Raw genomic sequence first — 23,092 nt, 5'->3', positions numbered from 1 at the left:
GTCAAAGTCAATCGCCTTTTTGGTGATTAAATAGGTAAAATAGACTCATTTTAGGTATAAATCAGTCCTGTAGAGAAGGCATGCACCAAGCCAACCTGCGGGACTGATTTATTTTTAGGGGGAGGATGAATTGCTACAACATGGCAAACGTACGTTCTTTTCTCCCTTGCCTGATATGCTATACTGTTTAATAGAATGTTGTTCGTTGGAAAGGAGGCCGCATCATGTCGGTCCGCTTGTTGATTGGCCGCTCTGGCAGTGGTAAAAGTACGTTAATCCGCAATGAAATGACGTCTATGTTACGCGAGGAGCCGCTAGGTAAGCCTATGCTGTTACTTGTACCGGAGCAATCGTCATTTGCTTCCGAGCATGCGTTACTTACAGAAGCCGGAAACGGTATTCAGGGGTCGGTGCGCGCCCAAGTGATGGGATTGCATCGTCTTGCCTATTTAGTTATGCAGGAAACCGGGGGTTCAGCACTGGTGCCTGTAACGGAAGAAGGCAAGAAGATGCTTTTATATAAAATTATTCGTCGTCGAAAGGATGAACTGAGCTTGTTTAAGGATTCGGGAGACCAGCTCGGCTTTGTGGATCGGTTGAATACATTGTTTACGGAGCTAAAGCAGTATAGAAATGATACTCGGTCCGTACCCGAGCAACTGGAGCGAATGAACGCTGTGGGAGAGTCAACTCCGATTTTGCGCGGCAAGCTCAAAGATATCAGTCTAATCTATGAGGATTTTGAACGAGAGCTGACGCTTAAATATATAGACGGTGAAGATACGCTGCGCATGCTGGCAGAACAGATTGCGGAGTCTTCCCTTGTACGTGGAGCAGATATTTGGATGGATGGATACCGCAGGTTTACACCACATGAATACAAGGTGGTGGAGCAACTTATGTTGCATGCCTCTTCGTTGACGGTGGCGCTGACTTGCAACCGCAGCTACGAGAGCGGACAGCTTCCGCATGAGTTGGATTTGTTTCATCCCTCAGCGGCTACGTATGTAAAGCTCAAAGGAATGGCGGACGAGCTGATGATAGAGACGCAGACACAATTACTGCGCCCTGATCCGCTGCCGAGATTTAAGGAGCGTCCAGCGTTGGCATATTTGGAGGCTAACTTTGAACATCGTACAGGGTTGCGGAATCAGGAACAACGGATGCGGTTGCAGCAGCTACGAGAGCAGTGGACAGAAGAACAGCCGGAGGGCATAAAACTGTACACTGCGGCTAATCGCCGTGCAGAGCTGGAAGGGGCTGTACGCGAAATGCGCCGTCTGGCCCGAGATGAAGGCGCGCGTTACCGGGAGATGGCTCTGTTTGTACGTCATATTGAAGATTATGAGCCATGGGTGGAACCGATATTCAAACAGTATGAGGTTCCAGTATTTCTGGATCAGCGAAGAAGTGTATTACATCATCCTTTGGTGGAATTGATTCGGGCTTCGCTGGATATCGTGCAGCGGCGCTGGCGGTATGAGGATGTATTCCGTGCGGTCAAAACAGACCTTCTACTGCCGCTGGACGGTCGGGTGAGCCGCGAGGAGATGGACCGTTTGGAAAACTATGTTCTAGCCTGCGGAATACAAGGCAGCCGTTGGACAGATGGTCGGCCGTGGCAGGCTGTGCCCAGCTTGTCACTGGAGCTGGAGGAGCAGGAACGGAACCGTAGGCGGGATGAAACGTTGGATTTGATGGAGCTATGCCGGGATGTGATCGTTACGCCTTTACGTGCGTTTGAGAAACGTGTGGGCAAGGCACGAACTGCACTTGAGAAGTGTGAAGCGGTATATCTGTTACTGGAGGATGCAGAAATCGGCCACAAGCTGGACGGCTTCATTCATCAGGCAGAGGAAGCAGGAAAACCTGAGCAGGCGAAGGAGCATCGTCAGGTATGGGATGCAGTGCTTGAACTACTGGATCAAATCGTCGAAATGATGGGTGATGAGAGGCTGGATACCTCTTTGTTTGCGGGTGTGCTGGAAACGGGATTGGCCGAGTTCCGTATGGGACTTGTTCCGCCGGCTCTGGATCAGGTTCTGGTCGGAAACACGGACCGTACGCGTGTATCCGGTATTCAACATGCCTTTGTGCTAGGTATGAACGAAGGTGTGATGCCGGCTGTGTTCCATGAGGACGGTGTGCTGAATGAGCAGGAGCGTACGGCATTAAACGAACGAGGCGTAGAGCTGGCGCCGGATATGACAAGACGTCTGTTGGACGAACGTTTTCTCGCTTATACGGCCCTTACCTCAGCCGGTAAAAGCCTGTGGATGAGCTATGCAGTTACTGATGAAGAAGGCAAGTCATTGTTGCCGTCTGAGTTAGTACGACATGTGCGGCACCTGTTTCCTAGTCTGGACGAACGTCCGTTGGCTGGATACCCTTTGCCTGGGGATGCTTGGACGACGCAATGGGAGTATGCTTCTCATCCGTCCGAGGCTTTGCCGCAGCTCATTGCGCAATTACGGCATTGGCGACGTGGCGGTGACATTTTATCTCCTTGGTGGGAGGTATATAACTGGTATGCAAGCCAGCAAGGGCGTGAGAAGGACAAGCTGCGTCAGCTGTTGACCTCACTTTTTTATGAGAACCATGCCGAAATGCAGAAGGAAACAAGCCGCCGTCTGTACGGTAGCAAGCTGCGTACCAGCGTATCTCGTATGGAACGTTTTGTGGCATGTCCATTTTCGCACTTTGCCTCTCACGGTCTTCGTTTGAAGGAACGTCAAATGTATCGCCTGAAGGCCCCGGATATCGGACAATTATTCCATGCAGCGCTTGGAGAGATGGCGATCAATCTGCGTAAACGCAATGTCAGCTGGGGCAGTCTCAGCACCGAGGAATGCCGACAAGAGGCGGAAAGTACAGTGGAGCGTTTGGCTCCTCGTCTGCAAGGCGAGATTTTAATGAGCTCTAAGCGGTATGGCTACATTTTGCGCAAATTGAAAGACATCGTGAGCCGTGCTTCGTTGATTTTAGGTGAACATGCGCGAAGAGGTAGTTTTGAGCCGATTGGGCTGGAGTTGGACTTTGGACCGGGTCAGCAGCTTCCTCCGTTAAGCTTCCGGTTAGATAACGGCGTTGTGATGGAAATTGTCGGACGGATTGACCGTGTAGATGTGGCAGAGGGAGAAAAGGGGTTACTTTTGCGTGTCATCGATTACAAATCTAGCCAAAAGGATCTCAAGCTGCATGAAGTGTACTATGGCCTGTCCTTGCAAATGCTCACCTACCTGGATGTGCTGCTGAATGCGGCGGAGGAATGGTTGGGCGAGACAGCTTATCCAGCGGGTACCCTGTATTTTCACGTCCACAATCCGATGTTGCAGTCGCCTAACGGTCTTAGCGCAGAACAGGCTCGTCAGGAGCTTTTGAAACGTTTTAAGATGAAGGGATTATTGCTTGCGGATCGGGATGTAGTTGGACAAATGGATACAGCATTGGACAAAGGATATTCCTCTATTTTACCTGTTGCGGTGAAAGCAGACGGCAGTTTTTATAGCAGTGCTTCGGTTGCTTCGCCGGAACAGTGGGACAGCCTGCTAGCTTCGGTGCGTAATAATATTCGGACGATTGGCACACGGATGACAGAGGGCGATGTGGCCATTGAACCTTATCGAATCCAGCAAGAGACGGCTTGTACCTTCTGTTCTTTTAAGCCTGTATGTCAATTTGACGACAGTCTGGAGGGCAGTGGCTACAATCAATGGGGTAAACCCGGTAAGGATCAAATCTGGAATCTGTTGGGTCATACACAGGAAGGGAAAGGAGGAATGGACCAATGATAGGCACGTCAAACACTAAAGACATGCCGAAGCCGGAAGGCAGTATGTGGAGCGATGACCAGTGGCGTGCCATTTCGGAATCGGGTAACAACATGCTGGTCGCGGCAGCGGCAGGGTCTGGTAAAACAGCGGTGCTCGTAGAGCGTATTATTCGTAAAATTGTCGATCCTCAGCTTGGCTTCAGCGTGGATCGGTTGCTGGTAGCAACCTTTACGAAGGCTGCAGCCGCCGAAATGCGTCAACGGATACGCGAAGCGTTGGAACGTGTGTTGGAACAGGAACCGGAAAGTGAGCATGTACGCCGTCAGCTGTCGTTGCTGAATCGGGCCTCGATTACGACGCTTCACTCATTTTGTATGGAGGTCATCCGCAGGCATTATCAGGCCATTCCTCTTGACCCTGGTTTTCGGATTATGAATGAGCATGAGACAGAATTGCTGCGTCAGGAGCTTCTAGAAGAACTGTTTGAGGAGAAATATGAGGCTCATGATGAAGGCAGTACATTCCGCAGACTGGTCGACTGGTTTAGTGGAGAACGCACCGATGATGCAATGTACGTGCTTGTTCAGCGGTTGTATGATTTTTCTCAAAGTCATCCTTGGCCAGAACATTGGCTGCGGGAGACAGCGGCAGCATTTCGTGTACAGGATGTAGCCGCTTTGGGAGAGACTCCCTGGGTTCGCAGCATTTTGGCGGATGCCGTACTTTCTTTGCGCGGAGCAGCGAGCTTGCTTGAACAGGCGCATGAAACAGCTATGCAGCCCGGCGGTCCTGCACCTTATGCCGTAACGCTGCAAGAGGATGCGACGATGATGAAGGGATTGCTGCAAGAGCTGGAGACACAGCCGTGGGCATCTCTATATGATCATTTTCAGGCAGCTGCCTTCGGTAAGCTCAAGCCGGTCAAAAAAGATCAGACTGAGCCTGCATTGCAGGAACGGGTTAAGACGCTACGCGAAGCAGCCAAAAAAATGATTACAGATATGAAGGCTTCCCTGTTTGGCAGGAGAGCAGAAGCCTATTGGGAGGAGCTACACGCCGCGGCTCCGCTGATGGACGAATTGGTAGAAACCGTGATTGTATTTGGGGAACGATTTCAACAGCACAAGCAGTCAAAAGGGTTGGTGGATTTCGGGGATTTGGAACATTATTGTCTGAAAATATTACGACATCCTGATTCTACTCCGTACAAGCTACTACCTTCCGACGCTGCACTCGAATACAAGGCGCAATTTGACGAGGTGCTGTTGGATGAGTATCAGGATACGAATACCGTACAGGAAGATATCGTTAGGCTGGTATCACGGGAGGAACCGGGTAACCGTTTTATGGTGGGCGACGTGAAACAGAGTATTTATCGGTTTCGGCTGGCGGAGCCGGGTCTGTTTTTGAATAAGTATCAACGGTACGGCATGCAGGAGCAGGAAGATGGCTTTTTAGTTGATCTGGCGCGTAATTTCCGCAGTCGGCAGGAAGTTGTCGATGCGGTCAATTTGGTGTTCCGCCAGATTATGAGTGTGGATGTGGCGGAAATTGAGTACGATGAACGAGCCTGGCTGGTACACGGCGCATCCTATCCCGACCCGTCGGATCAAGACACCGCATCTGTATATGCACCTGAGCTGCTCTTAGTTGATAAGGGTGGACAGGGTCTTTCCGAGGCTTCGGAGCTGTCCGAAACGGGGGACGAATCTGCTCTACAGGAAAGTGAGCTGGCTGAGCTTGCGGAGCTAGAAACGGCACAGTTAGAGGCTCGTGCGATCGCGCAACGGATTAAAGAACTGACCGGAGACACTGGACAACCACTGTTGATTTACGACAGAGGATTAAAAGCGATGCGCCCGGCAGCCTACGGCGATATCGTCATTTTGCTTCGTTCCGCAAGCGTGTGGGCCCCCCTAATTGTAGAGGAACTGCGGCTTGAGGGCATTCCGGCTTCAGGGGAGCAGACGACAGGCTTTTTTAAAGCAACGGAAGTTGAGGTGATGTTATCTCTGCTGCACATTATTGATAATCCGCAGCAGGACATCCCGCTTGCATCCGTGCTTCGTTCGCCGATTGTTGGCTTGACCGAAGATGAACTTGCACAAATTCGGTTGGAGAAGCCGGATGGATTATTTTATGACGCATTGCTGGCGGCGGCAGAAGCTGACCCACTGGAAGAAAGTGAAAAAGGGATCTCAGCTGACATCATGGAGTTGGATCTTTTCCCTGAGGACTCTTTATCTTCATCTGACTTTGGTAATAGAAATGACGGGAATACGTTATCTGCCCGACTACGTTCATTTTTGCGTAATTTGAAAGCCTGGCGGCAGGAAGCCCGACAAGGAAGCTTAAGTGCATTGATTTGGAATGTGCTGGAGGAAACAGGATATCTGGATTGGGTCGGTGGACTGCCTGGCGGCTCACAGCGTCAAAGCAATTTGCGGGCGCTATATGACCGAGCGAGACAGTATGAGACTTCTACGTCCAACCGAGGATTGTTCCGATTTCTGACTTTCATTTCCCGTCTACGGGAGCGAGGCGGTGATTTAGGATCCATTAGCGGGGGGACTGAACCCGATCAGGCTGTCCGTATTATGACCATTCATAAAAGTAAAGGACTTGAATTCCCTATCGTGTTTATTGCTGGGACAGCAAAAATGTTCAATCAGCAGGACCTCAATGCGCCGTTTCTTATGCACAAGGAGTTGGGGTTTGGTCCTAAATATGTGGAGGAACAAAATCGTGTCAGCTACCCTACGCTGCCTAATTTAGCGATCCGCCGACGCTCACAGCTGGAGCTATTGGCTGAGGAAATGCGGGTGTTATACGTGGCGCTTACGCGTCCGCGTGAAAAGCTGATTATGACCGGAACCGTGAAGGATCTCGCTTCGCGCGCAGCGGGTTGGGCACGTGCCAAAGAACATACGGAAACGGTCTTACCAGACTATATGCTGGCGGCAGGCCGCAGCTATCTGGACTGGGTAGGTCCTGCTTTGATTCGGCATCCTTCTGCTACTTTGTTGAGGGAAGCGGCAGGCGATCAGGATGGGTACTATCACAGGCTGGAACATATGCCGGGAACAGACTGGTTATTTAAAATCGTCGCCTCGGAAACACTTTCCGGCTCTCGTGTGAACTCAGATCATGAGGAAGAGGTGTCGGGCGAAGAGCGCCAAAAGAAGACAGAAGCACTGAGAAATGCGGAGCTAATCGACTTGAACGAAGAGAGTGAAACGGATATTGAAGCTGCTCTTTCCTGGATCTATCCGTATGAACGGGCTGGCAAGACGGCAGCCAATACATCGGTTACTGAGATGAAAAGATGGCTGGAAATGCAGGAAATGGGTTCGGACGATTGGCTGAATCTATCTAACTCTCTACTAGCAGAGTCACCGGAGGATCGGGAGGATTCTCACACTGGGGGAAGTCAATTACACTTGCGCAGACCTAAGTTTATGGGGAATCAGCGACTGACTCCAACGGAACGAGGAACAGTCTATCATACGTTGATGCTGCATTTGCCATTAGATGAGGGGATGAGCGCCGAAGTTATTGAGGAAACCAAGGCTCGTTTGCTCAATCAGCGTATGTTACTGGATGTTCATGCAAAGGCGCTAGATACGGATAAAATATTACGCTTTTTCACTAGTGAGCTGGGTAGCAGAATGCTGGGGGCATCCCATGTTCAAAGAGAGCTTCCGTTTACTTATACCATGCGGGCAATCGATTACTGGAACCACAGCTTACCATCGATGTCACCAGGACAAGAAACAAGTTCGGAAGGTGGACAGGACGGCGATAAAGTGCTGATGAACGGGATTATTGACTGTCTATTTGAAACTCCCGAAGGACTCGTGCTGGTGGATTATAAAACAGATCGGATATCTGAATATCGTACACTGTCCCATTTAACAGACCAATATCGTTTTCAATTGGAGCTGTATGCCCGTGTGATCGAAGAGATTACAAGCAAAAAGGTCGCTGAGAAGTGGCTGTATTTTTTAGAAGCTGGAGAGAGTGTACAGCTGTAGTTATATAGATAGGGAGAGGAGGAATAGCATGCGGATTTTGCATACAGGTGATTGGCATTTGGGCCGCACGTTGGAAGGACGCAGCCGTTTGAAGGAGCAGGAGGCGTTTTTGGAAGAGTTGGCGAAAATGGCTGACGATCAGCAGGCCGATTTGATTATGATGGCTGGAGACGTATATGACTCAGTCAATCCTTCGGCCGCAGCCGAGCAATTGTTTTATGAAACGTCTGCCCGTCTTACGGCTGGAGGAAGACCACTAGTCGTCATTGCGGGCAATCATGATCAGCCGGAAAGGGTATCCTCGGTCACACCTCTGGTGAGCGGGCGTGGAATTACATTGTTGGGACTGCCCCATGGGGAAGCGGTACGCATTCGTACACCGCGAACGGGTGAAATGGCATGCATTGCAGCCTTGCCATATCCATCCGAGTCTCGTCTGAACGAGCTATTGTCTGAAGACGGGGATGAAACAGTCTTGCGCGAGGCATACAGCCGCCGTGTGGGCTTGCTGATGTCACAACTGGGTACAGCATTTCGGCCTGACACCGTTAATTTGTCGATGAGCCATATTTATGTGCTCGGCGGGCTGGAGTCGGATTCGGAACGTCCGATTCAGGTCGGGGGGGCGTATACCGTAGATCCGTCTGCTTTGAGCATTGGGGCACAGTATACGGCTCTAGGACATTTGCATCGTCCCCAATATGTGAAGGGAGACGGGCTGATGCGTTACAGTGGCTCGCCGCTGGCTTATAGCTTTTCCGAAGCCGGACAAGCCAAATCGGTTACGTTAATTGACGTGGTTGCTGGCAAGCCTGCTCAGGTCGAGGAACTGTATATCACCAGTGGACGCCCATTAGTGAGGTGGCGCGCACGGGGAGGTCTGGAGGAAGTATATCGCTGGCTGGACGAAGGATTGGATGCCGATGCCTTTATTGATCTGGAAATTACGCTGGATGAAGCGATGTCGATGGGAGATATTCAGCGGCTGCGCAAAAGCCGTGAAGGCATCATTCATATTCGCCCCATGTATCCAGAAATGGCTGCCGCACAGCTGGAGCACCAACGATCAGAACTGCCAGTGCATGAGTTGTTCCGGGCATTCTATCAGCGGCAGACAGGTGGAGCACAGCCAGATGACGGATTAGTACAGTTGTTTCTGGAACTGGTGGAACAGGATGATGCAAGAGACCACGCTGAGGAGGATGACGCATGAAACCAATCCTTCTAAAACTGGCGGGGTTGCAAAGCTACCGGGAGTCGCAGGAAATTCGCTTTGACGATTTGACCGAAACTGGGCTGTTCGGAATTTTTGGCCCAACAGGTAGTGGAAAATCAACGCTGCTGGATGCCATTACGTTGGCTATGTACGGTAAAGTGGAGCGGGCAGTGAATGGTACACAAGGCATTATGAATCATGCTGAGGATACGTTGTCTGTTGCATTTATGTTTGAATTAATGTCAGCTCAAGGACCTCGTCGTTACCGTGTAGAACGACGTTTCAAACGTGCTGGAGGCGTATCGGTTAATAATACGCTTAGCCGTTTTATTGCGTTAACAGAGGATGGCGAGGAAGTGCTTGCCGATAAGGTGCAGGATGTGACGCGCTGTGTGGAGGAGTATATCGGTCTGAAAATGGACGATTTTACACGAGCTGTCGTATTACCGCAGGGAAAGTTTGCGGAATTCTTGTCCTTAAAAGGCAGTGAACGCAGACAGATGCTACAGCGTTTGTTCCATCTGGAGAAGTACGGAGATCAACTTGCACAGAAGCTGAGCCGTCGTGTGAAAGATAACGATATCGCACTGAAAGCGTTAGAAGCAGAGCAGCAAGGGCTGGGAGATGCCAGTGCTGAAGCGCTTGAACATGTAGAGTTGCGTCTCAAAGAGGCGATTGCCAATGCAGAAGCTTCGCGTCGTGAGCTAGAGCGTGTCTCACGTGAATGGGAGGCGCTAAACAAAACCCGTGAGCTGGTCGTCGAGCTTAGCCAAAGATCGAACGAGCTGGAGCAGTTGGCAGCACAGGAGCCGGGCATTGCTTTGCTGGAGCGCAAGCTTCGACAAGCATCTGCAGCCGAGGCATTGCTGCCTGCGCTGACGGATTGGAAGGAAGCCATTGCTGAAGCGGAAAAACGGCAAAAGACTGCCGAAGAAATGGCAGTCTTGGCCACTACCGCGCAGGAGGCTGCGCTTGTGTCTGCGCAAGCAGATGAGCAGGCCCGGCAAGCACTCAGTGCCGAAGAACCGAAGCTATTGCTTCGGATCGACCAACTAGAGCAGGCACTTCATCTGGAGCGTGATACGGAAGCATTGCGGACCGAACGGGAACGTCTGGCGGCCGAGCTTGTGCAAAGCGAACAAACCCTTGCTGAACATGCAGAAGGACTCGCAAAGGAACAAGAGCTACAGACGCGAGGCTTGAAGCGACAGCAAGAGCTTCAACAAGAGCTAAAGCAAAATGAAGTGCGGGCAGATGAGCGGCGTATTCTGCAAGAGGCTGTGCAACGGTTGCAACAGCTGGAAATCGCGAATGAGCAATTGCGTGAAGCTGAACTGGAGTACACCGCTCAGGAGAAACGGCTTGCGCAAGCTGACGAACGTTTAAAGCTGACGGACCAGGAGACACAGGAGACAGAGGCACGGCGTTCTGCCTTTGCTGCACAGGCAGCTGATGGCATTGAGGCATTGCTGACGTTGGAGGCAGAGATCACCGCCGATATGTCGTCACTGGTCTCCGAGGAAGAACAACTGCGCCACGAGCTCCGTGCGGAGGAGCTGGGGCGTCTCGCACAGCATCTCGCTGCCGAGTTGCGCGAAGGCGAGCCGTGCGCAGTGTGCGGCTCGCTGCATCACCCCACGCCTGCCGTCGTTGCGGCGCATAGCGCGGATGCCGCTGCGCCAGATGAGCTGCACCGCCTGCGGCTTGGTTTGCAGGAGCTGCGCCTCACACTGCGCCAGCAGTTGCACGAGCAGCGCAGCTTGCTGGCGCAGCCCGCCACCGCAGACAGCGGCGCTGCCGCCACGGGCGAGCCTTTCACGCCTGCGGCAGCGCCAGCAGAGCCGCGCGGTATTGCCGCTTGGGTGGAGCGCTGCACGGCGCTGGAGCGTGCTGCGGCAGAGCTAGCTGCACGTGCGCATGCACTGCCTGCCGAGGCACAGGCGCTACGCGAGGCAGACGCCGCCGGACAGCAGCGGCGTATCCGTGCTGCCGCCGAGCAGGAGGCAGCAGCTGCAGCGCTGACGCAGGCACGCAGCAAGCGCGAGGCATGCACCACGCGCAGCGAGGGGCTGCGCGGCGAATGGGCGGCGCAGCTGCCGGATGTCGCTCCGAGCGAAGCTGCGGAGCGTTACCGTGCCATGCAGGAGCGCGACGGGCGTGCGGAAGAGCTGCGGTCCCGGCTGGAGACGAGTGTGACCTTCCTCGAAGGAAAGGCGGCGCGTGTTCAACAGATACAGCAGAGTATCATCGAGGAGGACAAAATCATTATTGCCCGTCGTACAGGGCTCCAAAGCAAAGATGATTCGCTTCGTGAAAAGCTAGCACAGCTCCTAAAGTGGGTTGGAGATGGCCAAGCGGCTTCATTGCTGGAAGAAGCGACCTCGCGACTGTTGGGGCTGAAAAACGGAGCCGAAGCCGCGGCACGCCGCCGTACCGAAGCGGAAGAACGCAAGCAGCAAGCCGTTCATGCTTCACTGATTGCCCGGCAGGCCTCCGACTCGGCAGAAGAAAGACGTCAGATGGCAGAGTCCCGTTGGGGCAGCCGTTTGGAAGCCTCCTCCTTCGTTACGGAAGCAGAAGTCATGGAATGTTGCCTGGGACCGGAAGAAGCCGCACGCTATGAGCGTGAAGCGAGTTTGCATCGAGAACGGGAAAAAGAGCTGTCTTCCCGCTTAAAACATGTCGAAGAGCAGCTGAATGGAGCAACGGTAACAGAGGAACAGTGGGAAACGGCCACTGCACAGCTACGTGATTGCCGTGCACGCGACGAAGAGGCGCTTCAGAATCGCGCCAAGGCTGAGCGTGATTTAGAGGACTTGCAGCATCGACACGTCCGCTGGATGAAGCTGGAGTCCAATCGTATACATTTGCGTAGCGAAGCGGAAAAAATGTCCAAGCTCCAGTCTGTTTTTCGTGGCAATGCCTTTGTTGAATATATTGCCGAGGAGCAGCTCATGCAGGTCAGCCAGTCAGCTTCACGCCGCCTGCGTTTTCTGACCAAGCAACGTTACGCGCTAGAGGTAGATTCCAGCGGTGGTTTTGTCATTAGTGACGATGCCAACGGTGGGGTCAAACGTCCAGTATCGACCTTGTCCGGTGGCGAAACATTCCTGACCTCCTTGTCGCTTGCGCTTGCGCTGTCGGCTCAAATTCAATTGCGGGGCCAATACCCTCTGCAATTTTTCTTTCTGGATGAAGGCTTTGGAACGTTGGACCCTGAGCTGCTTGACACAGTGATCACTTCACTGGAAAAGCTGCACCACGATCAATTGTCTGTTGGTGTGATTAGTCATGTGCCTGAACTACGGGCCCGTCTTCCGCGCAAGCTAGTTGTTCTTCCAGCAGAGCAGGCTGGAGGCGGCTCACGTGTGGTTATGGAAACTTTTTGAAGTAATGTGATACAGGTCACAGATACAGTTTCAAACTATTGTTATAATACAGCCAAGCCGACAAGTTAATCATACAGCACCCCGGCGGACGTATGCTGCGGAAGAAATCTTCCCGTCATACGTCCGTTCAGAGGGGCTCTGCCAAGAGCTCCCGGGGTGCTTCTTTTTTTTGCAAGCCGGAATTCGCCCAATTTGATGTAGCAAATAGCCCGTTTTTGAATAACATACGGTATACATGCAAGAGCCTAGGAGGAAACAACCATGGAAAAAAGCATGACAACCGAAAAAGTTACAGCACCGGAACAGACGGATGCTAAAACACTATGTCAAAAGCATATGCATCGTTATGTATGCGTATGGGTGAAGGACGGGACAATGTATGATGGCATTGTAGAGCATGTGGATGATGAAAAGATATACTTAGCCGTTCCTATGGGTGGAGACGAGATGGAGAAAGTCAATGTTAATCTCCCATATCCACCTAACAATTGTGGCTGCGGCTCCCGTGCTTATGGTGGCTATGCGTCTTATCCTCCGTACCCGTATCCGTACCCGTATCCAGTACCCGCTTATGCATATGGGTTCCCATACGGACGTCGTCGCTTTAATCGTTTGATTCTGCCACTTGCAGCGTTGACAGCGATTAGCTTGCTGCCTTATTACTAATCCTAATTCCTTAGTCGCCAGATATAGTGAATTCTCTGCTCTCTCCCGCCTACAGTTCTTGTACAGTACAAGTGACTTTAAGGCGCATCCATACATCATCACCATGCAAGGCTGTTTCTTCCATTATGAAGAAACAGCCTCTTTTTCACGTAAACCATCCCAAATATGATCCAATAATTGAAACTGTATCAGTACAGTTCAATGAAATGAGGTATCCTGTTTATCCATAAACCATGGTAACATCTAGCGTGTAAAGAAACATAAGACGGAATAAGCATGTAATGAAATGAGCATGTAATGAGTATGTAAAGAGCAGGTGGGAGGATATTGTGAAAAAATACGTTTCAATTTTATTGGATATAGAACTTAAAATTCGCGAGGGACAATATAAATCAGGTTACAAGCTGCCGTCGGTCCGTGAGGCTTCTGAATTATACAGGTGCAGCAAAAGCACGATTTTGCGGGCATACGCTGAACTTGAAAAGAAACACGCCATCTATTCCATACCGCAAAGTGGATACTATGTAGTGGAAAATTCGGGCGATTTACACCATAGCCATATGCAAGACTTCGTTGATTTTGCCTCAGCCTCCCCGGATTTAAATGTATTCCCTTATCTGGATTTCCAACATTGTTTGAATCAGGCTATTGACACCTACAAATATCATCTGTTCACCTATGGTGATTCGCAAGGACTGGAAACACTGCGTCATACATTGGTTTCCCATTTAGCCGATACTCAGGTGTTTGCAAAAATGGATCGGATTATCGTTACTTCGGGTGTTCAGCAGGCATTGGAGATACTCGCTAAAATGCCGTTTCCCAATGGCAAAGAAAAGGTTTTGGTCGAGCAGCCAAGTTACGATATATATTTGCGTTTTCTGGAGGAAGAGAACATACCCGTCAGTACCATCGTCCGGACAGCGGAAGGTATGGATTTTCACGAATTGGAGAACCAATTTAAGAACGAGAGCATCAAGTTTTTTTATACCATGTCAAGATATCATAATCCATTAGGAGTCTCTTACAACACAGAGGAGCGAAAAGCGATAGCTGCCTTAGCCGCCAAATATGATGTGTACATTGTAGAAGATGACTATATGGCAGATTTGGGGACCGATCATCTTTTTGATCCCATTTATGCATACGACCAGACGAACCATGTTATTTATTTGAAAAGCTTCTCGAAAATCATTTTCCCCGGCTTACGATTAGGAGTTGCGGTATTGCCAGAATCCCTATTGAAGACGTTTAATACCTATAAAAGATATGTCGACACATCTATTTTGTCTCAGGCGGCGCTTGATATTTATATTAAAAATGGAATGTATGAACGCCACAAGCACACGATATGTAAACTGTATTCGGAGCGCGTTCGTGCTCTTAACAAGGCTGTGGAACGATACAATCAGGGCGGATACGTTCAGACTTCAGCTGTAACCTCAGGAGTTTATATGCAGTTTAAACTGCCTCGGACGGTGAATTTGGGACGTTTGGTACAGTGTCTTTCCGCGAGGAACATCCAGGTTGTAGCTGGCAATGGCTTTTATTTATCAGGCTATAGGGAACAAGAGAAGTTTTTGCGCATAAGTATTTCGCGCGCGCATTTGGATCAAATTGATGCAGGGGTGAAAGCTATTATAGAGGAAGTTAGTAAGGGAAACTGGTATTAAGACCCTTTTTCCGTTATGATACATATAGAAACATAAGTATAACCAAACATGGCTGTATATGTTTCTATTCAGTGTGGGAAATACATAACTTTGAATGCCGAGAGCAAGGGCTGTTTATGCCTATTTACTTATGATCGGCTCACTGCCAAAGGAGGGTTTTGAATGGACGATCTGTTTTTGAAAATTGTGGATGGAACCATCCCCAGCAAAAAGGTGTTGGAAACCGACAATGTGCTCGCATTTCATGACATCCAGCCTGCGGCGCCAGTACACGTGCTCATTATTCCCAAAAAATATATTCCTTCGATGAACGCTGTGACGGAGGAGGATCTTCCTCTTATCGCGGAGATTCATCGTGTTGCGGTTGAGGTTGCGAAAAAGTTAGGAATCGCTGAGTCTGGCTATCGGTTGATTAACAACTGTGGCCCGGATAGTGGACAAGCGGTGGGGCATCTGCATTATCACTTACTGGGCGGCGCCAAATTGGGTGCCTTGACAGGTATTTCGGACTCACATTCTTAAAAAATGACAGAGCTTGCCTTTTCAGTAATACGGAAGTGAATGGAGAAAAATGGCCCTTTATGTATTCATTTTTTCTTATAGGTTGACACCTGGTTTCCGTTTCACCTATAATAAAATTTGATGAACCGTGTTATTGCTCTTGGACGGTCTGGTCGGAGGGAGGGAAAACTGGTGTCTGAAACTAAAGTTCGCAAAAACGAGACAATTGATGCTGCACTTCGTCGCTTTAAACGTTCCATTGCTAAGGATGGCGTATTGGCTGAGGTGAAGAAACGCAAGCATTATGAAAAGCCAAGCGTAAAGCGCAAGAAAAAGTCCGAGGCTGCTCGTAAGAGAAAGTTCTAGGAGGATCTAAGCAATCATGAATTTGAGCGAACGATTGAACGAAGATATGAAGCAAGCAATGAAGAGTAAGGACAAGTTCAAACTCTCCACCATTCGAATGGTTCGTTCTACGATTAAAAATCTTGAAATAGATTTGAAACGGGATTTGGACGACAACGAAGTGCTTGATATTCTGAGTCGTGAGATCAAACAGCGAAAAGATGCCCTCCATGAATTTGAAAAAGCCGGTCGTGATGAACTTGCGACAAGCACTAAAGCAGAAATAGAGATCATCGCTCAGTACCTTCCCGAACAACTTTCTGAGGAAGAAATTAAAGTTATTGTACAGCAGACCATCCAGGAAACCGGTGCTTCTTCGAAAGCCGAGATGGGGAAAGTAATGACGGCCTTGATGCCTAAGGTAAAAGGCCGCGCTGACGGTAAGCTCGTGAACCAAGCGGTTCAGCAATTTCTGCAATAAACCTGCGACAAACAGGAAAACACAACACCCTCTGTTTACAGAGGGTGTTATTTCTATATAAGCGATGCCTACCATAGAATGTAATGATGAAAGATTCTTATATGTAAGCGTTATCGTTAATTGTGTGAAACGTGATGTCCATTGGGTGCGTAAAGTATCTGACAGCCGTCAGGATTAGCAATATACCCAATAATTTCACATTAAATCCTGAAAACTGTATAGTTTGTCTAACAAAGTTTGGTATGCTGTAACATAGAAAGATCGAAAGGGGGGAGAGAAATGCATAGAGAACATCACCACTCCAGTCGCAAATTGATCTTTTTAACGTTGTGGATTATGGTATCCGTTTTGCTGTTACCCTTAGTTCATTCCGAATCAGCGGCGGCCCAAACTAAAGGTGGAGCTGTGTTTGTTATACCCGTTGATCAGGAAATTGAGCGAGGTCTGGGCAAATTTATGGAACGTGGATTTGCAGAAGCAGCAGATTTCAAAGCAGGTCTGATTTTACTGGATATTAACACTCCCGGTGGACGGGTAGATACAGCGGAGAAGCTGGGCAAACTGATTAAAGACAGTCCAATTCCGACCGTAGCCTATATAAGGGGCGAAGCGGCCTCAGCGGGTAGCTATATTGCGTTGAGCGCAAACAAGATTGTTATGAAACCGGGGAGTATTATCGGAGCAGCAGCGTTAGTAGACGGCAGGGGGCAGGCTATCACAGATCCAAAAACGATAGCTTGGTGGAAGAGTAGCATGGCATCTGCCGCAGAAGCTGGAGGACGTAATCCGGATATTGCCAGAGGTATGGTTGACTCTAAAACGACCATATCTATTCCAGAGATGAACTTTAATAAGGAAAATGGTCAGATCATTTCTTTAACCAGTGAGGAAGCGCTGAAGTTGGGTTATGCGGATCACATCGCGTCTTCCGAACAAGAAGTTATCCAGTGGATGGGTTACAGCACGGATGATGTAATTCATGTGGAGCGAACATGGGCTGAAAAAGCAGCCGAGATATTGACCAACCCAATTGTGCAGACGTTGCTTTTATTTATCGGTATCGCGGGTGTCGTTATTGAGCTGCTCGTACCCGGTTTTGGTGTACCTGGAATTTTGGGCATACTCGGATTTGGGTTGTATTTTTTCGGCAATTATATCGCTGGTTTTGCAGGTTCGGAGACGTGGTTGTTGTTTATTATCGGTCTGGCTCTGCTTATCCTTGAAATGTTCATCCCAAGCTTTGGTATTTTGGGCATTTTGGGTTCCGTCAGCCTTGTCGCCGGAGTTGTTCGCGCAGCATACAACATGCAGCACGCGTTTATATCTTTGGGCATTGCCTTTGCAGCTGCGGTTGCCGTGGTGGCGATCATCGCGGTTGTATTCAAGGACCGAGGGATATGGAACCGTTTTATACTTAAAGAAAGTTTAACGGCTGACCAAGGTTTTTCTTCAGTTGTGAACCGGGAAATGCTATTAGGTCAAAGGGGTGTCAGTCTGACACCACTTCGTCCAGCCGGAACGGTGCTGATCGCTGATGAGCGAGTCGATGTTGTAACGAACGGCGAGTTTATTGCTACAGATATGCCGATTATAGTATCCAAAGTAGAAGGTGGGCGAATTGTGGTCAAGGCAGACACTAGCGTCTAAACAAGTAAACAACAAAGAATTAGATTAATGGAGGATGATGCGAGTGTTCGAATCGGGTATTGTCAGCGTTTTGCTGATTGCCGTTGTAGTGATTATTGTATTGAGCGTATTTTTCAGTTTCTTCCCGGTGATGCTGTGGATTTCAGCATTGGCTTCGGGTGTGCGCATTGGTATCATTACGCTGGTAGCTATGCGGTTACGGCGCGTCACGCCAAGCCGAATTGTCAATCCGCTCATTAAGGCAACCAAGGCGGGTCTGGGCTTGAACATCAACCAGCTGGAAAGCCATTTTCTCGCAGGAGGGAATGTAGACCGAGTGATCAATGCGTTGATTGCTGCGCAGCGAGCTAACATTCCGCTTGAGTTTGAACGTGCGGCAGCGATTGACCTTGCGGGACGGGATGTTCTGCAAGCGGTCCAAATGAGCGTTAATCCGCGTGTTATTGAGACACCTATTGTGGCTGCGGTCGCCAAGGATGGTATCGAAGTAAAGGTTAAAGCTCGTGTTACGGTGCGTGCCAACATTGATCGACTTGTTGGGGGTGCCGGAGAAGAAACGATTATTGCACGGGTCGGTGAAGGTATTGTTACAACCGTAGGTTCCAGTAACTCGCATAAGGACGTATTGGAGAATCCAGATTCAATTTCAAGAACTGTATTGTCCAAAGGTTTGGATGCCGGGACAGCATTTGAAATCCTGTCCATTGATATTGCGGACGTTGATGTAGGTAAAAATATCGGTGCTTTTCTACAAACAGAGCAGGCGGAAGCGGACAAACGTATTGCGCAGGCAAAAGCGGAAGAGCGGCGTGCGATGGCTGTAGCGCAGGAGCAGGAAATGAAGGCACGTGTTGTAGAAATGAGAGCACGCGTGGTGGAATCCGAGTCCGAAGTGCCGCTGGCAATGGCTGAAGCACTGCGTGGCGGGAAGCTTGGCGTCATGGACTATATGAATTTGAAAAATATTGAGGCAGATACGCAAATGCGTAGCTCCTTAGGCAAACCGAATGAGAACTCGGGGAATGACAACAAGAACCGGGATTAATAACGGGACATAGCCGATGAATTACGGCAGCTAGGTGGTGAGTAATGAACTTTATCAGCTGGATCTTTGAACATTTGTATATCCTGATCGTGATTGGCTTTGCTTTGGTGTCCTTCTTGGGGAAAAGCATCCAAGGTACAGGGCGGAAATCACCGCCGCGAAAAGGTATGCCTACCTTTGGGGGTGATCATGGTTCTCGCGGGCTCTCGACGTCATCCAGACCCTTCACAACGGAACATGGGCAAGAGCAGCGCCAGCAGGATGTTGCTGGTGAGTTGCAACGTCAATTTCCTAATGAACGACGGGCGGTTATGGAGGCTCGTCGTATAGAAGAAGTGGGCGATCGGTCGGAAACGGAAGAACGGATGGACCGGGATTCATTAGATAACGGTTCGACTCTAGAGGATCGGATCCGTGCTATGGAAGAAGAACGCAGATTGGTTTTAGCCCGTCTCGATCGTATATCCAACGCGAGGGAGTCAGGGGAAATTACAGATGCGCCAGAGATAGCTTCGCAAGACCGTAATACGGTGGATACGGCTGATCTGCGCAGAGGTGTGATTTGGGCAGAAATATTAGGTCCTCCGCGTTCCAAGCGCTACATGGGTGGAGGAAGACGTTAAAATGATAGTGGATCCGTCACGGCTTTGGCTGTGGCGGGTCTTTTTTTTGTGATGCTTTAGGAATACATAAGCATGCTCAGAATAAAAAGTGAATTAACGACAGATGCTCTAATTACCTGACAACGAATGTGATAATCTCTTGTGTGCCCTAGGTTTCTAACATTTGCTGTCATCTAAAATGGCGGCATTTTGTCTAATTTAGGGCCTCATTTATGAAAATATATTCGTGAAAAATGATCAAATGTAACAATATGAATGAAGCTTTCCGAAAGTAGTTTTCATTTTTTCTTTTTTATATATAATGTTCTCAATGATAGATATTTATGAAATTAACTCCATATTTAGCTAAAATTTGATTTAAATTGAGGTGATAAAACGAGGTTATAAAAATGAAAAATTAATTTTTAGGAGGATGGAATGGATGGGGAATAGCTTGTTCAGAAAGAAGAGCATTGATCAGTTGATTGCTGCTACGCGGGGGGAAAAAGCACTCAAAAGGGAACTGGGTGCGTTTGATTTAACGATGCTTGGAATTGGAGCCATTATTGGAACGGGGATTTTTGTGTTGACAGGTACGGGAGCAGTTACAGCTGGTCCAGGCTTGGTTCTTTCTTTTGTGATTGCGGGACTCGCCTGTTTATTCGCAGCATTGGCTTATGCGGAGTTTGCATCCACCGTTCCAGTATCTGGTTCTGTTTACACTTTTACATATGCAACGATGGGGGAACTATTGGCCTTTATTATTGGATGGGATTTGATTTTGGAATACATGCTGGCAGCCAGCGCCGTTTCCGCAGGTTGGTCGGGTTACTTTGTATCATTTTTGAATGGAATTGGCCTTCACATTCCGCTTGAATTCACTGCTGCACCTGGGGCTTTAAAAGACCAAACGACTTATTTTAATCTCCCAGCTTTTTTAATTTTGATGGGTATCACGTTCTTACTTTATTTTGGGATAAAAGAATCAAAACGGATAAACAACATCATGGTAATCGTAAAAATTGTTGTTATTTTATTGTTTATCATCGTTGCTTTTAAATATGTGAAGCCAGATAACTGGACACCGTTTATACCGTTTGGGTTCAATGGGGTGTTTGGAGCCGCAGCTCTTGTGTTTTTTGCTTTTATTGGTTTTGATGCTGTTTCATCAGCAGCTGAAGAAACCAAAAATCCCGCTCGTGATTTACCGCGAGGCATTATTTTCTCACTTGTTGTTTGTACATTTTTGTATGTCGTTGTTAGCGCGATTATGACTGGTATAGTACCGTTTATGCAATTTGAAGGTATCTCTCACCCTGTGTCATTGGTATTGCAGGTTGCGGGTCAGAACTGGGTTGCAGGTATTATAGATATAGGAGCTATCTTAGGAATGACAACGGTCATGCTGGTTATGCTCTATGGTCAAACTCGCATTATGTTTGCTATGTCACGTGACGGCTTAGTCCCCAAAGTATTATCCAAGGTTCATTCCAAATATAAAACGCCCTACATTAACACGTTGTTTTTCGGTACTTTATCTGCATTAATGGGTGGGCTGATCCCGCTAGATGAGTTAGCTAGTTTGGTGAACATTGGAACCCTGTCAGCATTTATTCTGATTTCGATCGCCGTCATCGTTATGAGAAAAACACAACCTGATTTGCCAAGGGCCTTCCGATGTCCTGGAGTTCCGTATATTCCAATCCTGGCTATCGTTTCATGTGGGGTGCTCATTCTTAATTTGAATGGTCAGACATTTATTCGCTTTATGATTTGGCTTGTCATTGGTATGGCTGTTTACTTCTTATACTCTAGAAAAAACTCTCTTTTGAATCGAGATACCGAGAAATAACCGTGTCATATAATGAAAATCAAAAAAGCCAACCTTGTTTTCGATATGAAAACGAGGTTGGCTTTTTTGGTTGTGAATTTTGAAAGAACCCATCTTTTGCCTCTGCAATATAGTAGCAGCTACGAATTGTAAGTTTAGCCTCATAAATGCGGGGACTGGATCATAAAATGTACAGAACAGATATCTGTGGCGCTGGTGTAATGGTGTTCACTGATAATAAGAATATACGATGAAAAGCCAGCAGCGTAGCTGCCATGAAACATCTATGGGTCCGAATGGCAATAACAGAAGATGGAAAAATAGCAGCGTGCTGTCATCAAAACAACTATGAGCCGTTGGATAACAGATGTTTTGATGACGGGAAAGGAGATTTCGCCGTATGAGCAGGATGAGCCGCAAACTGCGAAAGTGGGCCAGCGAGACGCTGGAGCTTCCGCAGGACATTCTATTTGACTTGCCGCGGTTAACCCTCATCGGCAGCCGCCAGCTTTATGTGGAGAATCACCGGGGCGTGGTGGATTTCACGCCGGATCAGCTCGTACTTGCACTTGCGCAAGGCAGGCTGAGGGTGTCCGGCCATGATCTAGTCATTACGTCTATTCTGCCAGAGCAGGTAAGTGTGGAGGGACATATAACGGATATCCAAATGGAAGGAACGGAGGAAGGCTCGTGAAACATCCTGCTTTAGCAAAGCTGCATGGCACGGTTACCCTTTCTGTCAAGGGCGAAAGTGTGGAAGCTTTCATTAATTTACTCACCGATCAACATATACCTGTTTGGAACGTGCGGCCGATGGGTACTAGACATGCAGAAATGAACCTTCTGCTGCCGCACGTCTTCCTCCTACGCCCGCTTTTGAGAAGGACAGGCTGTAAAATGCATGTTCTGAAGCGGCAAGGGCTTCCCTTTACTGTTATACGACTTGCCAAACGTAAATTTTTTCTGGCTGGATTGGCTTTGTTCTGGATAGGTCTCCTGCTGATGTCTTCGCTTATCTGGGACATTGAAGTGAAGGGGAATGATAAGCTCTCGACGGAATCCGTTCTCAAAGCCGCCCGACAGGAGGGGCTGTATCCGTTTCAATGGAGCTTTCGTCTTTCCAGTCAAGACAAGCTTTCCCGTGCGCTCATGCAGAAGCTTCCAGAGGCATCCTGGATCGGTGTGGAAAAACAGGGTACTTTGGTGACGATTCAGGTTGTTGAAGCTTCACAGCCTACCCCTGCGCCGCTCTACAGCCCACGTCATATCATCAGTAAGGCAGACGCGGTAGTCACTGAAATTTTTGCCGAGCAGGGTCGTCCTGTCGTGCATAAAAATACGCGTGTCAAAAAAGGAGCCATTCTCATCTCGGGAACGCTTGGAGATGAGGAGAATCAGCAGCAGGTCGTAGCCAAAGGAGAGGTTAAGGGGCTTGTATGGCATGAATACGAAATTAGCAGTCCCACGGTGCAACGCAGCAGCACGTATACAGGTACCAGTCACGACCGCTTGTATCTGGTGTTAGGCAACCGTGCAATACAATTGTGGGGATATGGGAAAATACCTTATTCTACACATAAAACAACAGTTGAACATGATCCGCTAACATGGCGTTCCTACAAACTTCCGATGGGTTGGATGACCGAAAGTGTGAGGGAGACAAAGATACAAGAGCAGAAGCTTACGGAAGCAGAAGCGAAAATGTCAGGAATAGAAGGCGCGCGAGCTGATATTTTAGCTAAATACGGCAAAGGAACGAAAATAATGAGCCAAAAAATTTTGCATGAGAAGAGAGAGAATGGTAAAGTTTATATGAAAGTGCTTTTTGAAGTGGAGCAGGATATTGCGGAAGAACTTCCGTTAGTTCATAACCAAGGAGAATGAGGCTA

At 48.8% G+C, this 23,092-nt stretch carries 15 protein-coding genes; all 15 read left to right on the top strand.

Annotated elements, in window-relative coordinates:
* The first annotated feature begins 224 nt into the window (after positions 1–224).
* The 15 genes from addB (at position 225) to yqfD (ending at position 23,087) form a co-directional block, all read left to right on the top strand.
* A complete protein-coding gene (gene addB, locus ACYCSE_RS00530) occupies positions 225–3,791 on the top strand; it encodes a helicase-exonuclease AddAB subunit AddB (protein WP_459700791.1) in 3,567 nt (1,188 codons plus the stop codon).
* Positions 3,788–7,807 (top strand): helicase-exonuclease AddAB subunit AddA, encoded by a 4,020-nt coding sequence (addA, locus tag ACYCSE_RS00525; protein ID WP_459700790.1) that lies wholly within the window; start codon positions 3,788–3,790, stop codon positions 7,805–7,807. The genes addB and addA overlap by 4 nt, the downstream gene beginning before the upstream one ends.
* Positions 7,808–7,835: 28 nt before the next feature.
* Entirely contained in the window at positions 7,836–9,020 is a 1,185-nt protein-coding gene (locus ACYCSE_RS00520; RefSeq protein ID WP_446675792.1) for an exonuclease SbcCD subunit D, read from the top strand.
* Positions 9,017–12,412 (top strand): AAA family ATPase, encoded by a 3,396-nt coding sequence (locus ACYCSE_RS00515; protein ID WP_459700787.1) that lies wholly within the window; start codon positions 9,017–9,019, stop codon positions 12,410–12,412. The genes ACYCSE_RS00520 and ACYCSE_RS00515 overlap by 4 nt, the downstream gene beginning before the upstream one ends.
* Before the next feature lie 261 nt (positions 12,413–12,673).
* Entirely contained in the window at positions 12,674–13,078 is a 405-nt protein-coding gene (locus ACYCSE_RS00510) for a hypothetical protein (RefSeq protein ID WP_254330583.1), read from the top strand.
* 329 nt (positions 13,079–13,407) lie between these two features.
* Complete coding sequence (locus tag ACYCSE_RS00505) at positions 13,408–14,751, top strand: aminotransferase-like domain-containing protein (RefSeq protein WP_459700785.1); 1,344 nt, start codon at positions 13,408–13,410, stop codon at positions 14,749–14,751.
* A 162-nt stretch (positions 14,752–14,913) separates the two neighbouring features.
* Positions 14,914–15,273 carry a histidine triad nucleotide-binding protein gene (locus ACYCSE_RS00500; protein ID WP_025722131.1) on the top strand — a complete coding sequence of 120 codons (360 nt, stop codon included), beginning with the start codon at positions 14,914–14,916 and terminating at the stop codon, positions 15,271–15,273.
* Between the two features lie 171 nt (positions 15,274–15,444).
* Positions 15,445–15,618, top strand: coding sequence for a 30S ribosomal protein S21 (rpsU, locus tag ACYCSE_RS00495; RefSeq protein ID WP_005547957.1), 174 nt, complete (start codon positions 15,445–15,447; stop codon positions 15,616–15,618).
* Positions 15,619–15,634: 16 nt separating this feature from the next.
* Entirely contained in the window at positions 15,635–16,078 is a 444-nt protein-coding gene (locus ACYCSE_RS00490) for a GatB/YqeY domain-containing protein (RefSeq protein WP_013311146.1), read from the top strand.
* 279 nt (positions 16,079–16,357) lie between these two features.
* Positions 16,358–17,725, top strand: a complete 1,368-nt coding sequence (locus ACYCSE_RS00485; protein WP_061828547.1) for an NfeD family protein — start codon at positions 16,358–16,360, stop codon at positions 17,723–17,725.
* A gap of 43 nt (positions 17,726–17,768) precedes the next feature.
* Positions 17,769–18,770, top strand: a complete 1,002-nt coding sequence (gene floA / locus ACYCSE_RS00480) for a flotillin-like protein FloA (RefSeq protein WP_039272282.1) — start codon at positions 17,769–17,771, stop codon at positions 18,768–18,770.
* 44 nt (positions 18,771–18,814) lie between these two features.
* A complete protein-coding gene (locus ACYCSE_RS00475) occupies positions 18,815–19,393 on the top strand; it encodes a hypothetical protein (protein WP_250268853.1) in 579 nt (192 codons plus the stop codon).
* A gap of 421 nt (positions 19,394–19,814) precedes the next feature.
* Positions 19,815–21,224, top strand: coding sequence for an amino acid permease (locus ACYCSE_RS00470; protein WP_459700777.1), 1,410 nt, complete (start codon positions 19,815–19,817; stop codon positions 21,222–21,224).
* A 379-nt stretch (positions 21,225–21,603) separates the two neighbouring features.
* Positions 21,604–21,897: a sporulation protein YqfC gene (gene yqfC, locus ACYCSE_RS00465; RefSeq protein WP_029517796.1), complete on the top strand. Its 294-nt coding sequence runs from the start codon at positions 21,604–21,606 to the stop codon at positions 21,895–21,897.
* On the top strand, positions 21,894–23,087 hold the full coding sequence (gene yqfD / locus ACYCSE_RS00460) for a sporulation protein YqfD (RefSeq protein ID WP_459700775.1): 1,194 nt from the start codon (positions 21,894–21,896) through the stop codon (positions 23,085–23,087). The genes yqfC and yqfD overlap by 4 nt, the downstream gene beginning before the upstream one ends.
* The last annotated feature ends 5 nt before the right edge of the window (positions 23,088–23,092 follow it).

It is taken from the genome of Paenibacillus sp. SEL1, from assembly GCF_054602535.1.
This window is presented reverse-complemented; position numbering and strand designations above follow the sequence as displayed.

Coding starts and splice junctions, on each gene's coding strand:
- yqfC (WP_029517796.1), top strand. CDS start 21,604: ATGAGCAGGATGAGCCGCAAACTGCGAAAGTGGGCCAGCGAGACGCTG.
- ACYCSE_RS00485 (WP_061828547.1), top strand. CDS start 16,358: ATGCATAGAGAACATCACCACTCCAGTCGCAAATTGATCTTTTTAACG.
- ACYCSE_RS00470 (WP_459700777.1), top strand. CDS start 19,815: ATGGGGAATAGCTTGTTCAGAAAGAAGAGCATTGATCAGTTGATTGCT.
- ACYCSE_RS00515 (WP_459700787.1), top strand. CDS start 9,017: ATGAAACCAATCCTTCTAAAACTGGCGGGGTTGCAAAGCTACCGGGAG.
- ACYCSE_RS00520 (WP_446675792.1), top strand. CDS start 7,836: ATGCGGATTTTGCATACAGGTGATTGGCATTTGGGCCGCACGTTGGAA.
- ACYCSE_RS00500 (WP_025722131.1), top strand. CDS start 14,914: ATGGACGATCTGTTTTTGAAAATTGTGGATGGAACCATCCCCAGCAAA.
- ACYCSE_RS00490 (WP_013311146.1), top strand. CDS start 15,635: ATGAATTTGAGCGAACGATTGAACGAAGATATGAAGCAAGCAATGAAG.
- ACYCSE_RS00510 (WP_254330583.1), top strand. CDS start 12,674: ATGGAAAAAAGCATGACAACCGAAAAAGTTACAGCACCGGAACAGACG.
- ACYCSE_RS00475 (WP_250268853.1), top strand. CDS start 18,815: ATGAACTTTATCAGCTGGATCTTTGAACATTTGTATATCCTGATCGTG.
- addA (WP_459700790.1), top strand. CDS start 3,788: ATGATAGGCACGTCAAACACTAAAGACATGCCGAAGCCGGAAGGCAGT.
- addB (WP_459700791.1), top strand. CDS start 225: ATGTCGGTCCGCTTGTTGATTGGCCGCTCTGGCAGTGGTAAAAGTACG.